12 protein-coding genes are annotated in these 16,536 nt (G+C 59.9%); 7 read left to right on the top strand and 5 right to left on the bottom strand.

What is annotated here, in order from left to right:
* Positions 1–49: 49 nt before the first annotated feature.
* A complete protein-coding gene (locus tag WNY37_RS08260; protein WP_342972990.1) occupies positions 50–1,261 on the bottom strand; it encodes a hypothetical protein in 1,212 nt (403 codons plus the stop codon).
* A gap of 171 nt (positions 1,262–1,432) precedes the next feature.
* Here WNY37_RS08260 and WNY37_RS08255 point away from each other — a divergent pair, with 171 nt between their 5' ends.
* The 4 genes from WNY37_RS08255 to WNY37_RS08240 all read left to right on the top strand — a co-directional run bounded on the left by WNY37_RS08255 (position 1,433) and on the right by WNY37_RS08240 (position 8,924).
* A complete protein-coding gene (locus WNY37_RS08255) occupies positions 1,433–1,948 on the top strand; it encodes a GNAT family N-acetyltransferase (RefSeq protein WP_342972989.1) in 516 nt (171 codons plus the stop codon).
* A gap of 184 nt (positions 1,949–2,132) precedes the next feature.
* Positions 2,133–4,178, top strand: a complete 2,046-nt coding sequence (locus tag WNY37_RS08250) for a hypothetical protein (protein WP_342972988.1) — start codon at positions 2,133–2,135, stop codon at positions 4,176–4,178.
* Positions 4,179–4,429: 251 nt separating this feature from the next.
* Positions 4,430–6,976 (top strand): DUF3772 domain-containing protein, encoded by a 2,547-nt coding sequence (locus tag WNY37_RS08245; RefSeq protein ID WP_342972987.1) that lies wholly within the window; start codon positions 4,430–4,432, stop codon positions 6,974–6,976.
* 346 nt (positions 6,977–7,322) lie between these two features.
* Positions 7,323–8,924 carry an alpha/beta fold hydrolase gene (locus tag WNY37_RS08240; protein WP_342972986.1) on the top strand — a complete coding sequence of 534 codons (1,602 nt, stop codon included), beginning with the start codon at positions 7,323–7,325 and terminating at the stop codon, positions 8,922–8,924.
* A 22-nt stretch (positions 8,925–8,946) separates the two neighbouring features.
* Here WNY37_RS08240 and WNY37_RS08235 read toward each other — a convergent pair whose 3' ends face one another.
* The gene (locus WNY37_RS08235) at positions 8,947–9,678 is read right to left on the bottom strand and encodes a hypothetical protein (RefSeq protein ID WP_342972985.1); all 732 of its coding nucleotides are present in this window, start codon (positions 9,676–9,678) and stop codon (positions 8,947–8,949) included.
* 108 nt (positions 9,679–9,786) lie between these two features.
* Positions 9,787–11,388 carry a peptide chain release factor 3 gene (locus WNY37_RS08230; protein ID WP_342972984.1) on the bottom strand — a complete coding sequence of 534 codons (1,602 nt, stop codon included), beginning with the start codon at positions 11,386–11,388 and terminating at the stop codon, positions 9,787–9,789.
* A gap of 143 nt (positions 11,389–11,531) precedes the next feature.
* Between WNY37_RS08230 and WNY37_RS08225 the strand changes: the two genes are divergently transcribed.
* Complete coding sequence (locus WNY37_RS08225; RefSeq protein ID WP_342972983.1) at positions 11,532–13,130, top strand: AbgT family transporter; 1,599 nt, start codon at positions 11,532–11,534, stop codon at positions 13,128–13,130.
* 9 nt (positions 13,131–13,139) lie between these two features.
* Here the strand turns inward: WNY37_RS08225 and WNY37_RS08220 are convergent, their stop codons facing one another.
* Together WNY37_RS08220 and gcvA are read right to left on the bottom strand one after the other, a co-directional pair.
* The gene (locus tag WNY37_RS08220; protein WP_342972982.1) at positions 13,140–13,520 is read right to left on the bottom strand and encodes a hypothetical protein; all 381 of its coding nucleotides are present in this window, start codon (positions 13,518–13,520) and stop codon (positions 13,140–13,142) included.
* Between the two features lie 108 nt (positions 13,521–13,628).
* Positions 13,629–14,564, bottom strand: coding sequence for a transcriptional regulator GcvA (gene gcvA / locus WNY37_RS08215; RefSeq protein WP_342972981.1), 936 nt, complete (start codon positions 14,562–14,564; stop codon positions 13,629–13,631).
* Positions 14,565–14,843: 279 nt separating this feature from the next.
* On the opposite strand from gcvA, the gene cysG reads away from it, so the two are divergent.
* Entirely contained in the window at positions 14,844–16,241 is a 1,398-nt protein-coding gene (gene cysG / locus WNY37_RS08210; RefSeq protein ID WP_342972980.1) for a siroheme synthase CysG, read from the top strand.
* On the top strand, positions 16,238–16,525 hold the full coding sequence (locus WNY37_RS08205; RefSeq protein WP_342972979.1) for a DUF2849 domain-containing protein: 288 nt from the start codon (positions 16,238–16,240) through the stop codon (positions 16,523–16,525). The genes cysG and WNY37_RS08205 overlap by 4 nt, the downstream gene beginning before the upstream one ends.
* Positions 16,526–16,536 lie beyond the last annotated feature (11 nt).

The raw sequence follows: 16,536 nt of genomic DNA, 5'->3' as shown, positions 1-16,536 counted from the left end.
TAGAACCAAAAAGTGCGGCTCCTGCTGACGGAGCCGCACTCCTCGATCGCTACTGATTTGCGTCAGCGTCTCTAATTGCGGAAGATATCTCCTCGATCGAGAATTTCTCGTCCTTGTTGCTTGAAAAGAACCTCGGGGTCAGAATTGCTCTGATTTTTTCTTGAGTTGGAGCGTCTAGCGCCGACAGATAGGGCCCAAGCGCAGCCAACTGCAACTGCCGCTCTCTAGCGTTTTCTGCAATTTTCTTTTGCCTTCTAGCTTGCGCCACCGCGTATCCTGCAGGGGCAAACAGGACCGTTGAAATCGGAAGTCTGGTCAACACTTGCATCCAATCTATCCCAGTAAATCCGGCCTGCGCGTACGATATCAAACTTGGACCCACCAGTATAAATATTGCAACAATCATAGCAGCGAACACAACTCGATCCCAAAAGTTCGCTGCGGCCTGAGCGTTGTCCGCTTCCTGAGAGTATCCGCCTATCTGAGCGTCTCGGCCAACAATACCATATATGTCTAGAATGCCTGAGTGCTTCAGCTCTGCGTCCTGTTGAATTTCATCGAGGAGTTCATCTCGCTTTGCCTTTTGCGTCGCAATATCTTCCGTTTGCAGCTCAAAGAACTCATCAAAGTCACTTTCAATTTGCGATATCAGCTCAGTTCGCTTCGCCGCTAGCTCATCGAGTTGAGTTTGAAAAGCTTGGCTTCTAGTAGCCTGGGCCGACGTAAACTGACTTTCAACATTGCCGAGACCTTCAGATATTCTGTTTCGCTCAGCCTCAATTTCGGCCCTTAATTTTTCCGCCTGCTGCGTCACAGCGGCAAGTTTGGAGCTGGATCCACCAATACTATCCACTAAACCGTCCAGTATGGACTGGGACTTCTTGCTCAGTTCGGCAATGACATTCTGATAAACTGCTTTAGAATTCGATTTGTACCGAACCGGAAATATTCGAAGCACCTGCGAAATCTTGTCTAGAAACTGATTGAGATGCGCGTCGCTTCCGTTTGATCGATAGTTAGTGAATTCATTATACGCTTCCGTAAGAACACGATGGCCATCAACTAGTGCGGATGTTGGAGTTTGAAGTGGGTCCGAACCTACGACATTTTCTTTGGCGAGCGCGAATAGACTGACAACTCGATCAAACCGATTCTTCTCTATAGTCGGTTCGCTTTCGATCCATGCGTCGAACTCCTTCGATGTTCGCTCCATCAACTGGAAAAGTGCATGTTTCTCTGCGTCGCGCGCTGAATATACCACAAGAAGTCTCCAACCTTCACGACAAGCACCGTATCAACTTAACCTTAAATTCCGCTAAAGCTCTATGAGCAAATCTGTGAAGCGGATGATCACCCCCTTCCCTTTCGCCCCTAATCGCGTTTACAAAGCCGCCCCGCTCTCTTGTCCAACCAGAATGGTGGCTGTTGGTAGATGTTCGAACTTGTTGCGTTGCATGAGACCGACCCGAAACGGGTTGCGCATTTCCTGGAGATCAATCGCGAGCGGTTCCAGCCTTTCGCCCCAACGCGCACCGATCATTACTTCACACCGCGTCACTGGCGTGAGGCCTGCAAGCTCGCCAAGGCCGAGTGGAAAGACGACAAGGCCTACCGGTTCTGCATCATCCACAAGGGCGAAGAGGTGATCGGCAAGATCGATCTCGACCAGGTGACGCGCGGGCCATTCATGTCGGCAGTGCTGGGCTACATGCTGGACCGGCGCCATGAGGGCCAGTCGGTGATGCGCCGCGCGCTGGATGATGTGTTGGACCTCGCCTTCGGTGAGTTCGACCTGCACCGCGTCCAGGCCTCGATCATGCCTCACAATGAACGCTCACGCACGCTCATCGAGCGCCTTGGCTTTCGCGAAATCGGCCTGGCCGAGCGCCATCTTCTACTTGATGGGGCGTGGCGCGATCATGTTCTTTACGAGAAACTCGCGCCGTAAATTCCCGTTTTGGGAGTAAAAAACGCGAAACGGCCCCGTTCAGCTCACATTAAAGCGGCATAATGTATGCATGCATGGGTTGACCGCCCCAACCGTGACTGTCCAAATGGCAGTCGAGGGACTGGGGCCATTGCCTGTGACTTTTTGGTCGCAGGATTGTCGAGTATCGAGTAGATTGGCCGCCATGGATGACACCCGCACACCCCGCCCAGAGTCGCTTCCGACTGTGACGCCGATCCAATCGGCGTCTCCGCCATCGCGCCATCTGGCCGCGCTGGAAGAGGCGCGTGACCGGGGACGGGCGTTTGGCTGGCTTGGTCTTGGCCTCGCGCTCGCCTGGTGGGTGGCCGCCTTTGGCGGTGTCACAGCCCTGCTCGGCCTCGAACAGCTCTCCGAATATTCCGCCGCGGTGATCGCCGCTGGCGGTGTCGCCCTCGCCATTCCCGGCTTCATGATCTTGCTGGCTGGCATGCTGGCGCGCGAAAACTCTCGCGCCGCCTCGACCAATGCCGTGGTGCTGGAAGCGGCCGCACGCCTGCTGGCCCCGATGGAAAAAACCGGGTCCGACGCGACAGTCTTCGCCGAGCACATGAAGAAATCGGCGTCCGAAGTGGACCGCTCCATGGCGCATGCCTTGTCGTCGATGAAGGCGATGGCGGGTGAAATTTCTGATGAAAGACAACGCCTTGAGAGCGTATCCTACGTCACCGCCGATAATGCGAAAGAGCTGTCCGGACGCCTCGGCGATGAGCGCAAGGCGCTCGAAACGCTGGCCTCTGATATTCGTAAACAGACCGAGATGATGGGCGAAGCGATCCCGCGCCAGGCCGCTCAGATGCGCGATTCAGCGCGCGCGGCAGCGTCCGATATTGCGCAAGCCGACCAGGCCCTCGAAATCCGTCTTGAGACCCTGCAAACCGCCAGCGCAAGTCTGACCGAAAAAGTGTCGTCGCTGGACAAGATGTCGGTCGAGGCGGCCAAGCGCAGCGAAGAGCTGATCTTTGCGGTCACGCGCATGGAAGAGAAGCTCGAACAGTCCCGCAAGATGGTCGAGCAAGCGCTCCGGGCCGGCGAAATGGTCGCCGCCAGCGCGTCGACAACCGGTGACAGGCTGACGGACGCGGTGAACTCCGCCCTTGAGCGGGCCCGCATGGCGTCGCGCGACATACAGGCCGAAGCTCTGGAAGCCTCCGAAAAGGCCGCACGCTCGCTTGCCGCGCTGAAAACTGCCAGCCTCGATGCGACGTCAGCGGCGCGCCAGCTCAAGCACGAAACCGGCATGAGCGATGAGCAGATCCGCGGTTCACGACTGGAAGTTTCTCCAGATCCTTATCTGCATGAAGAGACGCGGCGTGACGCTGCCCGTCCTGCGGCTCAGCGCGGACCATCCCAGCCAACGCTTGAGGATGACGATGTGTTTGACGAGCCGGCCCAAACGACGGCTCGCACCGATGACAGGCCGCCTGCGCAAAACCGCGATGACACCGAGCTGTTCGAAGACCAGGACGAGCCTCGCGCCAGCCGGGCCCCCGAAACACCAGCGGCGACACCAAAGGTCGAAGCCGACAATGAAAATGAGGTCGAGGGATCGCCTGTGGCCAATGAACCGGTGCAGTTTCGCCGCCGGGCCAGCGATCGCACGCCGGGCTATCTGAAACCTGTCGGGGGTCGTCAGGCCGCCAATCTTGCCGCCGCTGAAGACTTCGCCGAAGACGAAGACACTGACATGATCGCAGATGCAGAGGCCGAACCGGAGATCGAGATCGACATCGAACCTGACGTCGAAACCGAGATTCAGACACCGCCGGCTCCAGCGGCCGAGACACGCGCCGATAGCCAACAGTGGCGCGACATCATCGCGGACATGGAACGTGACGAGCAGGCCCCTCTCCCGCGTGAAGAAAACGCCGAAGAGATTATCCACCGGCTTCTGGATTCAGGTATCCGACTGTCGGAAATCTTCCGTCCACGCGACAAGAAGCGGATCGCCAATGCCGCCCGCAAGAGCGAAGGCATGCGTCGCAAAGCGATTGTCGATGCCGCCGCCCGGCAGGTCCAGCGCGTCCAGAAACGCCTCGACGCAGACCGCCAGCTGATGGCGATGGCCCGCGAATTCCTCACCATGGAAGAGCCGGACGCCCTGATGGCGCTCGACAAGACCTGTCATTCATCGAAATCAGCAAGCCCTCGGCTGGCCGCGTTCCTGCTGATTGATGCTGCGCTCGGATAAGCTTGCCAGGCTTGCCAATGGGGTCGCCCGTCATGGTGATCGGCAACGAGAACGAAGTCTTCGTCGTCATATAGACGCAGCAATTGGCTGTTCGCGCCACGGACATCAAGTAGGTCGTGATCTTTTGGAAGGTGCGCTGCCGGTTTGAGGCCAGCGCAGCAAAATGGTTTCAAACAGACAACTGACGCTTTAGAGAAGTCCGGAGCCAAGCCCGAGCCCCACCCGAACAGACGCGAAAGACGATGATACCGATGAGATCAGCCCTGAAGGTGATCAACGGTCTGGTTTTCCTCTTCGCCCTCATGCTGGCAATGCCCGCTTTCGGCCAGTCGACAATCAGTGATGGGGCGCTGGAACGGCTATCGGAAATCGAAACACGGCTGGATGCCATTGCAGGCGAAATCCAAGACCTGTCAGAAGCCGAAGAGGCGGTCGATGACAACAGCGCCCTCGGCAGCAGGATCTTCCGATTATCGAGTATCCGAGATGAGCTCGGCACGCTCGAACAACGCGCGATGACCATCCGGACCCAGTCGCAGGAAGCACTGGACGCGGTCGCGGATCTCCTGCCCGGAAAGCGTGAGACAGCCGACGCCTCGCAGTCAGGCGAGACGGCGAGCAATGAGAGCCCCGCCGCAGACACAAGCGAGCCGGACCGCCTCGCGAGCAGCGAGCTTTCCGGCGTGACCGCTCCCTATCGGGAGCTTCAGCGCCGCGCGAGCATCGCGGCTGCGGATGCCCGTCTCCTTGCAATTGATGCCAGCCGGCTTTCTGACCAGATTACACAAGAACGCGAGACGGCATTCGTCTCATCCGTGGCGGAGCGCGGCCTCTCACCGGTTCGTCCTGCTGTGTGGGTTGAGGGCCTCCAGACGGTCGACGATGTCTGGAACCATATCTTGCGGCAGGCGAGCGCCTGGCGACAGTCGCAGATAGATCGGGGTGCGCCCTACCCCGTGCTGATCCTGTCTCTCGTATCCTTCGTCCTGCTGGGCGGGCTGATGCTGCTGTACAGAGCCTTCTATCGCTGGGAGACCAAGCGAAACACCCAAAGGCGTCCGAGCCGTCAGACTGTGGCAACGCTGGCCATGACGAGCTTCCTGCTGCGCTTCTCAACGGCTTTTGCTGTGGTTCTGGCGATTGCAGGCGTCGGCTATCTGTTCGGCATAAAGCTGTTCGACACGCCCGCCGGACAATCTATAGCATTCGTCATGATCGCGGTTCTCTGCATGCGCGCCCTCGTATCCTCCGTCATGGCACCGCGCACAACAGCCTTCCGCCTCATCGGTGTCGGCGATGAGACGGCGCGGGCCATTTCCATCTCCTTTCTTATTCTTGTTGTCGCCTTTGCCGCGGACTCCGTTTTTACAGCGACCGGCGTGCTGGCCTCACCAGGGAGTGCGCTCACAGCCCTGCGCACGTTCTGCTTTGCCCTGCTGACGGGGGGCCTGCTCGTCTGGCTTGCCATCAAGCTGAGAGCGAAAACAGACACCGGAAAATCGACGGTGCGCATTGTTATTCGCTGGCTCATTCTGCTTCTTGCCTTCACAGTCGTGGTGACGTCCCTTGCAGGGTATCACTTCCTCTCGGGCTATATTGTCGAACGCATTGTTCTGGTTTCGATCGTTCTCATGATCGCGATCCTCGTGCGCGAATTCGTCCGGGCCGCAGCGCTCAAAATGCTATCCGGCGTCGTTGAAAAGCGCCGTTACGCATCCGCGCGGGAGCAGGATGAGGCAGACGACGATACGAGCCTGATCAACTCGGAATTCTGGATCAAGAGCAGTGTCGACACGATCGTTATCCTGGCCCTGCCACCATTTCTGGCCCTGGCTTTTGGCATGCCGCCGGCCGAGCTCTGGACCGAGATCAAGCAAATCCTGTCCGGATTTGACATCGCCGGGCAGCGCATTTCCATCGGCGGAATCCTCTCAGCCCTGTTCACCGTGTTTGCGATCATGCTGGCGACCCGCCTCATCCAGCGCACGCTGGAGCGCCAGATCCTGCCCAAGTCCCACATCAGCAGCGGCGCGGCCAACTCACTTGTCACGCTGCTCGGCTATGCCGGCGTCATCATCGCCATCATATCAGCCGTCGGTGTGATCGGCTTCGATCTTTCGAGCCTTGCGATCATTGCCGGTGCGCTCTCTGTAGGCATCGGGTTCGGCCTGCAGAGTATCGTAAGCAACTTCGTCGCCGGCCTGATCCTGCTGTTCGAGAGGCCCTTCAAGATTGGCGACTGGATCGTCACCCCGTCGGGCGAAGGCACTGTGCAGAAGATCAATGTGCGTGCGACCGAAGTCCTGACCTTCGACCGTCGTTCGATCATCGTTCCGAATGCGGAACTTGTCAGCAATTCCTTCGGCAACTGGACCCATAAGAGCGACGTCATGCGCGTCGCGATCGCCGTGGGCGTGAAGTATGGCAGCGACACGCGCAAGGTCGAGAAGCTGCTCCTGGAGATCGCAGAGTCGGTCCAGTACATCCACAAATACCCGCAGCCCTATGTCGTGTTCAAAGATTTTGCCGACAGCTCGGTGAATTTCGAACTGCGCGCCTTTATCGTTGCAGACCACATCGTGGTCGCGCCCAGCGAAGTTCGCCACGAGATCGCGCGGGTGTTCGAGCGCGAAGGCATCACGATCCCCTTCCCGCAGCGCGATATCCATTTCGACTGGCCAGACGCACCAGAGGGCCTTGGCCGTCAGCGCCAGGGTAAAGAGGATGACAGCGGCCAGAGCAAACCGGCCTCAGACGAAAACGAGAAACGCGCGGCAAGTGAGCGGGAAGACAGCTAGTCTGAAAGATCGCACCGCATCCCTGTCCCGCAGGTCCGTCCGGCGCATCCTCTCCTGCTAGCGACCCTTCACGAAGCGGAGTACGCCGAACAGGCGCAAGGCTATTTCATCCAGCGAGAGATGACGGGCATTCGGTTGACTGGCCTGCTCAGTCAGTTGGTCCGGAAACGATCTCGTGACCGGACAGCCAATCTCCAAATGCCAGGCGCCCTGCGCTCATCGCAGGGTTCTTTTTTGTCCCAAGCCCGCGCCAATCTGTGGTAAAGGCTGAAGGAAGCGGGACAAGCAGCTCGGTGACAACCGGCTGCGATTCCGGGTGCAGGCCAACAGCCATTAGAGATTGAAGATGAGCAAGCTCACCATTCAGGTGTTTGGTCCCGTGCGCGTAATTGCAGGGGGCGAAGACGTGGCGCTGCCTGCCTCCCGCAAGACGCGTGCATTGCTGGCCTATCTGGCGATGACTGGACGACTGCACAGACGCGAGCGTTTATGTGACCTTCTCTGGGATCTGCCGGACGATCCGCGTGGCGCCCTGCGCTGGTCCTTGAGCAAACTCCGCAGCGTGTTCGACCGCGATGATGTCACGCGGATTGTTGCAGACCGCGAACGGGTTCAGTTCGACATTGAAGGCGTGGACATCGATTTCCTGAAAATGCGAGACATCGCGAACGGCAATGAGGCGCGCCCGGAAGACCTCATCGAGGCCTGGGAGATGACCGAATCCGAGTTGCTGGAAGATTGCGAGCTGCCCAACCAGCCCGGGTTTTCGGCATGGCTGTCCCAGCAACGAAATGAAGTCATCAGGCTGCGTGTGCGTCTTGCGCGCCGCCTGGCGGTCTGTCCTGACCTGCCCCCCGAAGCCTCGGAGCGATGGGCCGACAGGTGGCTGCAGGACGCCCCTTTCGACCCCATCGCGGCTGCATATGCGGTCGACGCCCGGCGCGGACTGGGACGAGAACGGGAAGCTGACGCGCTGGCTGAAGACTTGCATCAGGCCTTTGAAGCGCAGGGGCTGGACGCGCCCTCATTCTCCTCCCCTTCCGAAAGCAGCATCGCGCCCATCGCCAACACCGCCTCAACCGATACGCCTGACGGCGTTCTCGTCCCGACCCAGTCCATTCGTTTTGCCAAGACTGAAGACAATGCCCTGCTTGCGTGGGCGAGCGTTGGCAGCGAGTCCAATCCACCGCTGGTCAAGGCGGCCAATTGGCTGTCACACCTCGAACTGGACTGGGAAGCGCCGATCTGGAGCCCGCTCTTCCGTCAACTGGCGACCACGTTCAATTTCGTCCGATATGATGAACGCGGATGCGGGCTGTCCGACTGGGACGTGCCGGATATCAGCTTCGAGACGTTCGTCAGCGACCTCGAACGGATCGTCGATGCGGCTGGCCTTGAAAAATTTCCATTGCTGGGCATCAGCCAGGGCGCGGCCGTCTCCATCGAATACGCGGCGCGCCATCCCGACAAGGTCTCACACCTCATCCTGTTCGGCGGATATACGGCCGGTTGGCGGCACACGGCGACCCCCGAAGAGGCCAAGGAGCGCGAAGCCATGATGGTGCTGACCGAAACCGGGTGGGGCCGGCAAAATCCGGCCTACCGGCATGTGTTCTCGCGCACCTTCATGCCGGACGCGACAGCCGAAGAACTCGCCTGGTTTGACGAATTCCAGAAAAACACGACGTCGCCCGAGAATGCGGTCCGGTTTCTTGAAGCCTTTTCCCTGCTTGATGTGCGCGATCGTCTCAAGGACGTGCAAGCGCCGACGCTCGTCATTCATTGCCGCGGCGACATGCGCATTCCGATCGCATCCGGCAAGCAGATTGCCGCTGAGCTGCCAAACGCCGAATTCCTGACGCTGGAAAGCAACAACCACCTGCTGCTAGGCCGCGAACCGGCCTCGAAGATCTTCATCGAGGAGATCGAGCGGTTCCTGAAGGCCTGATCATACAGGGTTCAGGTCAGCGCTATTTTCCGCGAAAGAAGCGGGCAACACCGAACAGGCCAGCCAAGAGGGAGCCGACACCGCCGAGCACCATGAACAGTGGGTCGAACTGGTCCGCCGCAGCGATGACCTGTCCAAGGCGGGAGACCTTCACCTCGACACTGTCAGAGAAGGTTCTGATCGGCAGCGCTTCATTGTTTTCAAGCGCGAAAAGCTCGATCCGTAGGGTCTGCACACCGGTTTCCAGCGGGGTCACTTTCCAGCGCCAGACATTTTCAGTGACGGGAGAGACGGTCTGGATGGATGGCGAAATGGCCTGGATGTCAAAGGCTGGCCCGGACAGAATGGCCTGCGCCTTCTCCAGAACCTGCGCCTCACCCTCGACGATATTGCCTTCGCCTGGAAGCGCATCGACCGCTGTGCTGTCCCCGGTCGCATCGATCGCGACAGTGACCTCGAAGCTTCGATTGTAGCGCGCGGACGAGGGCGTCTCATGCGCGATAGGGACGGTCCGCAAGCGGCTCATCATGCTGCTGCGGGTACTGGCGGTCGAAAACGTATCCTCATCGTCGGCCACAAAGGCTTCAACTGGCGCACCAGGCGTTCGCTCTCTCGCCATTTCGGCCGGCGCCGATGTGCTCGCTTCGGATATTTCAGGCGAGGCGCCCGTTTCGCCTTTGTAATAGCGAAGCCCGCCCCAGGCGACGAAGCCGATGCCTGCCAGTATCAACAATAAGGAGAGGAACCTGATCATCGCATATTCCCTTCGTCCGATCGGTCACACGTTCGGTCTGGACCGCATGTTCACCTGATCGGCGAGCCTTGTCCAGCGCAGCTGAATCCGCGCTGAACGATCAGTTGCTCAGACCATCCGTTCCTTGGTCGCGGTGAATTTGAGGTCGGGGTTCTTTTCCTGCGCGTAGCCGACATCCCAGGCATTCTTGGCGAGGTAAACGGGCGCGCCATCAAGATCGGTGCCCGTGGTGCCACGGTTCTTTTCAAGGAAGGCTTCCAGCTTTTCCGGGTCGTCTGACGATATCCAGCGCGCGACATTGTAGGTGGCCTGTTCGAACACGACTTCGAGATTGTATTCGGCGGCGACGCGCTCTGCCATCACATCGATCTGAAGCGAGCCGACCGCGCCGACAATCATGTCCGAGCCGAGTGCCGGGATGAAAAGCTGGGTGACGCCCTCCTCGGCCAGACTTTCGAGCGCCTTGCGAAGGTGTTTGGATTTCATCGGGTCCTTCGGACGCGCCCGGCGCAGGATTTCCGGCGCGAAGTTCGGAATGCCCTTGAACTTGATGTCGCCATTCTCGGACAGGCTGTCACCGACGCGCAGCTGGCCATGGTTCGGCACGCCGATCACATCGCCTGCATAGGCTGTCTCGGCAATCTCACGGTCCTGGGCGAGGAACATCAGCGGATTGTGGATATTGAGTTGCTTGTTCTCGGTCGTCTTGAGGCGCATGCCGCGCTTGAACTCGCCTGAGCAGAGACGCAGGAAAGCGACGCGGTCGCGGTGGTTCGGGTCCATATTCGCCTGGATCTTGAAGACGAAGCCCGCGACGCCCTTGTCAGAGCGCTCGATCGTGACTTTCTCGCCCTTCTTCTCGGCCGATTGCGGGCGCGGAGCGGGCGCGAACTCGGCCAGCGTCGAGAGCAGCTCATTGACGCCGAAGTGACGAAGCGCGGAGCCGAAGACGACGGGCGTCATATGGCCCTCTCGGAAGGCTTGCTCGTCAAAGTCCGGCAAGGCTTCGGAGGCGAGGTCAGCGCCCTCCTCCAACTCGTCCATGACCATTGTGTCGAGCGTCCCGCGCGCTTCCTGCATACCGACGCGCGTGCTTGGCCCCGGCTCCATATTCTGGTCCGCAGTCTTCTTGAGATAGGAAACAAAGTCGCCCTTGCGCAGATCCTTCATGCCGGCAAAGCGCTGGCCGGACGCAGCTGGCCAGTAGAGCGGCGAGGTGTCGAGTTGCAGCTTGTCCTGGATCTCGTCGAGCAGTTCCAGCGGGTCGAGCGCTTCACGGTCCATCTTGTTGATGAAGGTGATGATCGGGATGTCGCGCATCCGGCAGACTTCAAACAGTTTCAGCGTCTGCGGCTCGATGCCTTTGGCGGCGTCCAGCACCATGACTGCAGAATCTGCCGCCGTCAGCGTGCGATAGGTGTCCTCGGAGAAGTCCTCGTGGCCGGGCGTATCGAGCAGGTTGAACATGAGGTCATCATGCTCGAACGTCATGACGGAGGCCGAGACCGAGATGCCGCGGTCGCGTTCGATCTTCATCCAGTCAGAGCTCGTGCGACGGCGCTCACCGCGCGCGGCCACCTGGCCAGCCAGACGGATTGCGCCGCCTGCGAGCAGCAGGTTCTCGGTCAGCGTCGTCTTACCGGCATCCGGGTGCGAAATGATGGCAAATGTCCGCCTGCGGGCGGCTTCTTCGGCAGGTGAAAGTGACATGGAGGAAAAATCAGTTTTTCAGATAAGTGTTCGCGCCCGTCGCTAGCCGATCTGGCAGCCCTTGGAAAGCGGCTGACTGGATTGCCTTCTACCGCAGAGCGCGGCTAGGGTCGGCATAATCAAAATTTCGAGGGCTGAAACGGATGTCAGATCAAAGCGCGCAGGCGCCGCAGAAGGGATTTCTCGGCTGGGTCGAGAAGACGGGCAACAGGCTCCCGGACCCGGTTTTTATCTTCTTCTATCTCATCATCGCGCTGATGATCATTTCCGCGATTTGCGCCTGGGTTGGCGTCTCCGCGCTTCATCCAAGCCTCACCAATCCAGATGGCACGCCGCAGGTTGAGGAGGCTGTCAGCCTGTTCTCTCCTGAAAATATCCAGCGGCTCTGGGTCGAGATGCCAGCCACGTTCACGCACTTCCATCCGCTGGGCTATGTGCTGGTCGTGATGCTTGGCGCTGGCGTGGCAGAACGATCGGGCCTGTTCGGCAGCGCCATCCGGGCAGCCGTTCGCGGCGCGCCAAAAGCGATGCTGACGCCTCTGGTAGCGCTGATCGCAATGCTGTCGAACCATGCAGCCGATGCCGGTTATGTTGTGATGATCCCGCTCGCGGCGATCATATTCGCTTCGGCAGGTCGCCACCCGCTTGCCGGGATCGCGGCAGCCTTCGCGGGCGTATCCGGCGGCTTCTCGGCCAACTTCACACCGGGCCAACTCGACGCCCTCCTCTTCGGGATCACCGAGAGCGCCTATGAAGCCAGCAATATCGATGCAGGCTGGTCGGTGAACTTTGCCGGCAACTGGTACTTCATTGCCGTGCTTCTCTTCATCTATCTGCCGGTGATCTGGTTCGTGACCGACAAGATCATTGAGCCGCGCCTTGGCAAATGGAAGCCCGACGCCGACAGCGATACGCAGATCTATGGCGATGAGGACAAGCCGCTCACCGATGGCGAGAAGAAAGGCCTTGGGCGGGCGGGCCTCGCCATTCTTGGTGTCATCATCCTATGGGTTTTCATGACAATCGGGCCGGGCACACCGCTGCTCGCGGACGGTCCGGGCAATGAGGGCGCGGCCTGGTACGTTCAGGCGGGCCCGCTGTTCCGCTCGCTCGTCGCCGCCTTCCTCATCCTCTTCCTCGCCGCCGGCTGGGCCTATGGCTCCGCCGCTGGCACGATCAAGAACCACCGAGACCTCGTCGACATGATGGCGAGCGGAATGCGGGACATGGCCTATTATCTCGTCCTCGCCTTCGCCGCCGCCCACTTCGTGGCGATGTTCGGCTGGTCGAACCTTGGCCTGATCACGGCGGTGCATGGCGCCGATGCGATCCAGAATAGCGGCTTGCCGCTTCCCCTGGTGCTCGGGCTCATCGTCATTTTCTCGGCGGCACTGAACCTCTTTGTTGGCTCGGCCAGCGCGAAGTGGGCGCTGCTTGCGCCGGTGCTGGTGCCTATGCTGATGCTGGTGGGGATCAGTCCGGATGGGGCCACAGCGGCCTACCGTGTCGGTGACGGCGCGACCAATATCATCACGCCGCTGATGGTTTACTTCCCGCTGATCCTGGTCTTTGCCCAGCGCTGGCAGAAGAATTTCGGCCTCGGCAGCCTGACGGCGATGATGATTCCTTATTCGATCTGGATGCTGATCACGGGCGTCGCCCTAATGATGATCTGGCTGTTCCTGGGCTTCGATCTTGGACCGGGCGCGCCGGCACAAATCGACATTCCGGGTGGAAATTAGTCTCGCGGACTAGCTGAATGCGCGACGAGGCTCTGCACTCCGATAGGGTGCGGAGCCTTCATCGTTTGCGGCCCCGCGCGCATAAACTTCCAGCACCTGGTGGGGGATGATCCGCAAGTGCGGCTGTGTCGATCCATCTGCGCTGCGACGCAGGATCAGGCTGTTTGCACCGGTCCGGGCAATGACCAGGGCGGCGAGATCGCAGGCTTCCTGATGGTCTACGCCGTGAACAAAAAAGCGCGCCTGCTCGAGACGCGCGTGAACGAAATTCACAACATCATGTGCACGGAAGGCGTGGGGTCTGCCACAGCCAATACGTCGCCATCGCCGTTCCAGATGCATCTCTGGAATCTCAACATCGACAATCTGATCGTTCAGCAGAAACAACATCTGCCCGGACCCCCGAAAAGCCTCGAGACTATGTGTCCCCGATTTGGTCTTAACGTTAGGTTACCAGTCCATCGCGATGTCAAAATACGAGATACTTCGCAAGGACGGTCAAACCCCGTGAATTTCACTCGCAGCGGCTTCGGCTTTGATCCATTTGATGAAAGCGCGCACATCCTCGGTGAGGTGCCGCCCTTTGGGCCAGACAAGCCAGTAGCCGAAATCAATGCTTGTTGAGCCATCTGCGAACGGAGCAATGAGACGCCCCGCCGCCATGTCAGACGAGGCAATCGCCCGCTTGGCCAGGACCACACCGCGCCCGGATGCCGCCGCCTCGATGGCCAGTGACGACTGGTTGAAGCGAGGGCCTCTGTGCGAGTCCACCTTGTCGGCGACGCCGCGCGCGGCCAGCCAGCTGGTCCAGTCCGGGCAAGACGGATCCTGCTCTGTGCTCTCATCATGAATGAGCGTATGCTTGGCGAGATCTTCCGGCCTGCGGATCGCATCGGAGCCTTCGAGCAGGCGCGGCGAGCAGACCGGAAGCACAGTCTCGTCCATAAGTTTTTCTGACTTCAGGCCATCATAATTGCCTCGCCCATAGCGAATGGCGAAGTCGGCGTCTGCGGTGGTAAAATCGGTGATCGACATGTCAGCCGACAACCAGGCTTCGACGCCGGGATTGGAGATATGAAATTTGTCGAGGCGGGGCGCCATCCATTTGGCCGCAAAGCTTGGTGCACACGACACCATCACCCGGCCCTTGCGGGCTGGCTGTTGCATGATCCTGCCGGACTCGGCGATTTTGGAAAACGCTTCGCGCACAAGTGGCAGGCTTGCCTGCGCCGCGTCGGTCAACAGGACGCTGCGCCCTGTCCGCTTGAAAAGCGGTGTGCCTGCATATTCTTCAAGCTGGCGAATGTGCTGCGAGATCGCCCCCGGCGTGACATTCAGTTCGTCTGCTGCCTTGCTGAAAGACAGGCGTCGGGCAGCCGCTTCAAAGGCACGCAGCGCATTCAGGGGTGGAAGGCGGTCATTGCTATCGGCCATTGGGGAGTCCGTGTTCAACTGTTTGGCCGCGGCGGGCGGCGGATTTTTGGTTGCTGGCGGCGTTGCTGCCGCTTGAACGGACATTTGTCCGCCCGGCGCGCCATTCCTCGCATCCCTTTTTCATCAAGCTGCCCCCACGACAAAACATTTGAGCATGGACCCCGCAGCCCTTCATAGTTTATCTAAACGATCGGATCAGGGGTCTACGCTTGCTGAGAGAGCGCCACAAGCCCCATTTACCCAGCTACAACACCGACACTGCGAGAAGCGATCCCTCCCATGCGCCAGTTTCCAGCCTTCTTCCTGATGGACGATGCCCATGTGGTGATCTTTGGCGATGGCATCAATGCTGAGCGCAAAGCCCGGCTTGTCGCCAAGACCGAAGCCACCATCAAGCTTGTGACCGATCGCGCCCCGGACTGGGCGGCGGCGTTTGGTGAACAGGTGCAGCTGGTCGCCCCCGACAAAGCAGAAGGCGCCCTCGTCGATGCGCGCTTTGCCATTGTCGCGCTTGACGGCGATGCAGAGGCAGAAGCGGCCGTGGCGCTGGCTCATTCGCACGGCGTGCCGGTGAACGCCGTGGACCGCAAACATCTCTGCGACTTCACGGTGCCGAGCCTGCTGGATCGCGGCGAGATCGTAGCGGCCGTCGCCACGGGCGGTGCAGCGCCCGTCCTCGCAAAGGACATCCGCGCCAAACTCGAAACCCTGTTGCCAGACCGTATCGGTGACCTCGCAGCGCTCGCCCAGCGCTGGCGCGCCGCAGTGAAAGAGGCCATCAGCGACGAAACCCGTCGGCGCCATTTCTGGGAGAGCGCGCTTCGTGGCCCGGTGGCTGAAGCCGTCTATGCTGGCGATGAAGCCCGCGCCGAAGCGCTCATGGCCGAAACGCTTGAGCAATTTAGCGCCGATAGCGCGGTCATCGGCCCCGTCCATATTGTCGGCGCCGGTCCGGGTGACCCCGAACTCCTCACGCTGAAGGCCTTCCGGCTGATTCAGCAGGCGGATATCGTCTTCCATGACAAGCTGGTGTCGCCTGAAATCATGGACATGGTCCGCCGCGATGCCGAGCGTGTGCCAGTCGGCAAGTCGAAGGGCGAGCATCTTGTCCCACAGGACGGCATTCACGAGCTGATGATTGCGGCCGCCCACGAAGGCAAACGCGTTGTCCGTCTCAAGGGCGGAGATCCTTTCATTTTCGGACGCGGGGGCGAGGAAGTCGATGCGCTTCGCGAGGCCGGGATCGAGGCAGATGTCGTGCCGGGCATTTCATCGGCCCTTGGCTGCGCCGCATCGGTAACGCTTCCGCTGACCCATCGTGACCACGCCCAGTCTGTCACCTTCGTCACCGGCCATGCCAAGAAAGGCGGGGTGCCTGATCTTGATTGGGCTGGACTTGCCAAGCCGCACCAGACCGTCGTCGTCTTCATGGGCGTCGGGACCGCTGGCATCATCTCAGACAAGCTGCGCGAGGCGGGCCTTCCGGGCGATATGCCGGTCGCCGTCATCGAGAATGGCACGCGCGCCAATGAAAAACGCGCCTTCGGCAAGATTGCCGATCTGTCAGCTATTATCGCAGCGCGCGGAATAAAGGGCCCTGCCCTCTTGATTATCGGGGAGGTCGCAAGCCTTCCTGCAGACGCACAAACCCCAATCATTGAAGAGGCGCTGGCATGACGTCCGTCCGTCCAAAACTGAAGCCTGACCAACCCAAAACAGTCACCGCCTGGGAAACCGCGAGCGGCCGCGTCGTCTGGATGAACCAGGCCGGTGAGTGGACGAATGACGCGTCCGACATCGGCGTATTCACAGGCGAAGAGGCCGAAGCGCGCCTGGCGCAGGCTGCGGCCGATGAGGGGCGGGTGACCGACCCGTATTTCATGGAAGTTTCTGACAATGGCGATATAGCGGGCCGCGAGACCTTGCGGGAAACCATCCGCGCCAACGGTCCAACCGTTTAACACGAGCCGCA

It is taken from the genome of Henriciella sp. AS95 (assembly GCF_038900055.1).
Taxonomy (GTDB): domain Bacteria; phylum Pseudomonadota; class Alphaproteobacteria; order Caulobacterales; family Hyphomonadaceae; genus Henriciella.
This window is presented reverse-complemented; position numbering and strand designations above follow the sequence as displayed.